Annotated in this window: 5 protein-coding genes; 3 read left to right on the top strand and 2 right to left on the bottom strand. The window is 39.2% G+C overall.

The window, feature by feature from the left end; all coding sequences use genetic code 11:
• Window positions 1-429: isocitrate/isopropylmalate family dehydrogenase (locus VP97_RS22875; protein ID WP_245629974.1), on the top strand; the 429-nt coding region annotated here is incomplete at its 5' end.
• A 350-nt stretch (window positions 430-779) separates the two neighbouring features.
• Here VP97_RS22875 and VP97_RS22870 read toward each other — a convergent pair.
• Both VP97_RS22870 and VP97_RS22865 read right to left on the bottom strand, forming a co-directional pair.
• The gene (locus tag VP97_RS22870) at window positions 780-1,556 is read right to left on the bottom strand and encodes a class I SAM-dependent methyltransferase (RefSeq protein WP_050184496.1); all 777 of its coding nucleotides are present in this window, start codon (window positions 1,554-1,556) and stop codon (window positions 780-782) included.
• Window positions 1,557-1,749: 193 nt separating this feature from the next.
• The gene (locus VP97_RS22865; RefSeq protein WP_156153606.1) at window positions 1,750-2,439 is read right to left on the bottom strand and encodes an aspartate/glutamate racemase family protein; all 690 of its coding nucleotides are present in this window, start codon (window positions 2,437-2,439) and stop codon (window positions 1,750-1,752) included.
• 189 nt (window positions 2,440-2,628) lie between these two features.
• On the opposite strand from VP97_RS22865, the gene VP97_RS22860 reads away from it, so the two are divergent.
• On the top strand, window positions 2,629-3,498 hold the full coding sequence (locus VP97_RS22860) for a LysR family transcriptional regulator (RefSeq protein ID WP_050184495.1): 870 nt from the start codon (window positions 2,629-2,631) through the stop codon (window positions 3,496-3,498).
• Between the two features lie 173 nt (window positions 3,499-3,671).
• Window positions 3,672-3,835 (top strand): isocitrate/isopropylmalate family dehydrogenase (locus VP97_RS24145; protein ID WP_245629940.1); only part of this gene is annotated, 164 nt, incomplete at its 3' end.

The raw sequence follows: 3,835 nt of genomic DNA, 5'->3' as shown, positions 1-3,835 counted from the left end.
ATTGACGCGATGGCGGCTCATTTGGTACGCCGTGCCAGCGATTTTGATGTGATTGTGACGGAAAATATGTATGGGGATATTCTTTCTGACCTAGCAGGTGAACTTGTAGGGAGCCTGGGCCTGGCACCTTCTATCAATTCAAATGATAACCTGGCGATGGCACAGGCAGCACACGGCTCTGCACCGGATATTGCCGGGAAAAATATCGGCAACCCGACGGGTATTATGCTGTCTACTGTGATGCTGATGGACTGGCTGGCGGAACGCCATAATGATCCGAAGCTGAAGGAAATGGGACAGTTGGTAGAACAGGGATTGTACCAGTCGCTTGAAGAAGGCGTGAAAACGAAAGATCTAGGCGGCAATGCATCAACATCGGACTTTGCGGAAGCCATTTCTGAGCGGATTAACCAAGTCGTTTTAAACTAACCCTTATTCAGTTAAAAACCAAAGGAGCTTCTCTATACTGAGAAGCTCCTTCCACTGATCTCTGCGGATTAAGCAGTTTCTTTTCTTTTTGCATGCACTTGCCCAGCATATCATACATAAAGAATTATTTTGTACAGTATACGATTCCATCCACATCAAACCTGGCTGGTTATTATTTCTTCATCGTAAGAGGGACTATTCTTATCGAATAGTCCCTCTTCGATATTCAATCATTCAGTATTTCACATAAGAAAGGTGAAGCAGCTTTTTTTACTACTTCATCCTTGCTTGCGCTATAAGAAAATATTGATAACCTATAAAAAACAAGATTTATTAATGATCATAAAGCTTTATTTCTTCTTTTTAACAGCGGCTAAGAATATCGCTTCACCCTTAAAAGATTGAATTTTTTCTTCTTTTACATCAATGGAGAAAAAATTTCTGATTTCTTCAGAAGACTCAGCCATATATCGATTTAACGCCTCTTTCACCTCACCTGAAAGGTTCATCATTCGGCACCACTCATCAAATATAAATTTCTTTTCAAATACATTGACCGTTAAAATAGAGAATCCTTCTTTCTCCACCCACGAGATCCATTCGGATTTTTTATAAGCACGGAAATGGCTTGGGTCTCTTTTTTTCTCTACTTCATTGTAAAAGTGGTCGTATTCATCAACTTCAGGAGAGACATTGTCAATCAAAAGAAATAAACCGTCCTCTGTCAGTACCCGGTAAGATTCGCTGATAAATTGATCAACGTTTGAAAAATGATGGGGAGCGATTCTGCATGTTACAGTATCAAAGTGTTCCTCTGGAAAGGGAAGAGCTTCTGCATCTCCCTGTACAAAGAAAACATTTTGATGTCCGTTTGACTCGATAAAAGATTGAGCATTTTCGAGCATCTCCGGTGTTAAATCTAAAGCTGTCACTTTCTTAAAAATAGGAGCCAGTTTGTTTGCGACGTGCCCACCGCCTGTAGCAATATCGAGAAGACTTGTATTTTTACGGTCTTTTACCCCATTTTCAATAAGATCGAGATCTTTTCCCTTCGCATGGGTTTTGCTGGTGACGTAATTAGCCGCATTGGTTCCAAACTGACTGGCGATCGTTTTTTTATTATCCACTAGCTTTTCTCCCTTCTTTTATTGCATACACGTAGGAACTTTCTACCTGTCCTTGCTGCTCAATCCTGTTCTCTTTGGATCCGTTACTTCATAAAAAGATAAATACATACGTCTACTCTTCCTGGCTGGCAGCAATTTATCTAAATCGCGTGTATTACTCAAAAAGCTGTGAAAAAATCCTTTAGGCTATCCATTAGCACTGGTCAACTACCGCTTCTTTTTTGGTGATTTCTTCTATAATTGACTTCACGCTAATGTCCGGACTCGTTAAAATAGGCTTTGTCACCACATCTAATGTTTTAAGTGCTCTGGCCATAGAAAATTGGGCAAACAAAATAACGTCACAATCGATAGACAGTTCCTGTACCTTACGATGAATCAATTCGTCATGTTTCTCTTGATTTCCTGTTTGAAGCTCACTAAATGCTTCCGGTATAACAGCTGTATGAACCTGAATGGATTTTTGACACTCCCGGGCAATGCTATTTAACAAAGCAGTTGTTGTCGGTCCAGCTGCTGGAACAGTCGCAATCACGCCAATATGGCTGCCCATCTCCACTGCTTTTTCCAGCATACTTAAATCTGCACTTAACATAGGACATTGAAACAAATGGCTGATTTCTCCCACAACTGGTGTAAAAGATGAACATGTAAGTAAAATGCCATTCACCCCGCTTGCTTCCGCTTTTCCAGCCAGATCAAGCAGCCTTCTTTTCATCGCTTTCGTTACAGTGCCTCTTTCATTCAATTCATAAATAAGACTTTCATCCATAAAATTCAAAAGTGTCACTTCTGGTGCATGAATTTGAAAAGCTTCCAGTATAGGCTGAACCGAGTTCATTGTGGCGTGAATTAGCCCCACCTTATAGTTTTTTTCTGTCAATGGATTCCCTCCCAAAATTTGAATTCGCTTTCATATTGCTGTCTTTTTTGTTTCAGCCCTTTTAAATGCTTTTACAAAAAAGATGTACTTGCTTTAAATAAACTGTATTATAATCCTAGACATTAATAAAATATTTAATTTTAATAAGATTCAATCGATTATTTTAATATCAGAAAAGGAGCAATTTATATGGAGAAAAAAGACTGGCTTATTCTTCAGGCGGTATATAGCGAAAAAAACATTACAAAAGCAGCGGAACGCCTTTATATGTCACAACCTACTCTAACCTATCGTTTACAGCAAATTGAAAAAGAGTTTGATATTAAGCTTTTTCTCCGCGGGCGCCGGGGAGTCGAATTTACAGAGCAGGGAGAATTACTAGTCAAGTATGCCAGTGAGATGCTGCGCCAGCGGAGGGAAATGGAAGAAAATTTATGGAATTCCGGTGAGGAAATACGTGGCACTTTGCGGTTAAGCGTTTCAAGAACATTTGCTTTTTACCGTCTGCCCCCGATCTTAAAAGCGTTTAATGATAAATTCCCAAAGGTTGATTTTAATATTCATACAGGTGTAAATTTGGACGTAATACAGGCAATTTTTAAACAAGATGCGCATATCGGTATTGTCCGCGGTGATCATCACTGGCCAGGCAAACAATCGGTCATTACAGAAGAATACATTAGTATTTTATCGCAGAAAAAAATTGAATTAAAAGATCTTCCTTCTATGCGAAAAATCAGCTTTCAAACAGATCCTAATTTAGAAATGATTATGGATACTTGGTGGAAAACGCACTTTAATGAGCCGCCTGCCAATACACTAAGTGTAGATAACGTAGAAATTGCCAAAAGGATGGTTCTAAATGGCCTGGGGTACTGTATTGCCCCCAGTATTGTACTGGAAGAAAATGATCAGCTTCATACCATCTATCTGGAAGACGCCGAAGGTAATCCATTTATTTGGAAGACGCGCATTTTATACCGGGAGGATTTATTAGACCTGGCAATTGTCAAAGAGTTTATCGATTTCTTGGAAGATTACCATCAAGCGGATCAATAAGCTTATGGTGACCTCATATTTAACGCATCTCATAAATAGAAAAATTAAATGATTAATCATTAAAAAACAGTATTTTATTAATTCCTAGAAAACAGTTACAGTAAAAACAGGAAGTTCAATACGGTTTCACTGAACTGCGATTCTACTTTTATTTTAGAAAGGAAGTTATCATTATGACTGTTTATCGTCTTGGAGTATTGGCTGGAGACGGCATCGGGCCAGAAATTGTAAGCGCTACAGTAGAGGTTTTCAAAACAGCAGCCCGCAAAACGGGTGTTAATATTGACTGGATTGACCTGCCGATGGGCTGGGAGGGCATTGAAAAATACAATGAGCC

Origin of the sequence: Domibacillus robiginosus, from assembly GCF_000966195.1 — a bacterium.
In the GTDB taxonomy this organism is placed as follows: Bacteria; Bacillota; Bacilli; order Bacillales; family Domibacillaceae; genus Domibacillus; species Domibacillus robiginosus.
The sequence above is the reverse complement of the archived record's forward strand: the minus strand, read 5'-3'. Positions and strand labels throughout refer to the sequence as shown.

Excerpts from the sequence above, each read along its gene's own strand:
- VP97_RS22860 (WP_050184495.1), top strand. The coding sequence starts at position 2,629 with ATGGAGAAAAAAGACTGGCTTATTCTTCAGGCGGTATATAGCGAAAAA.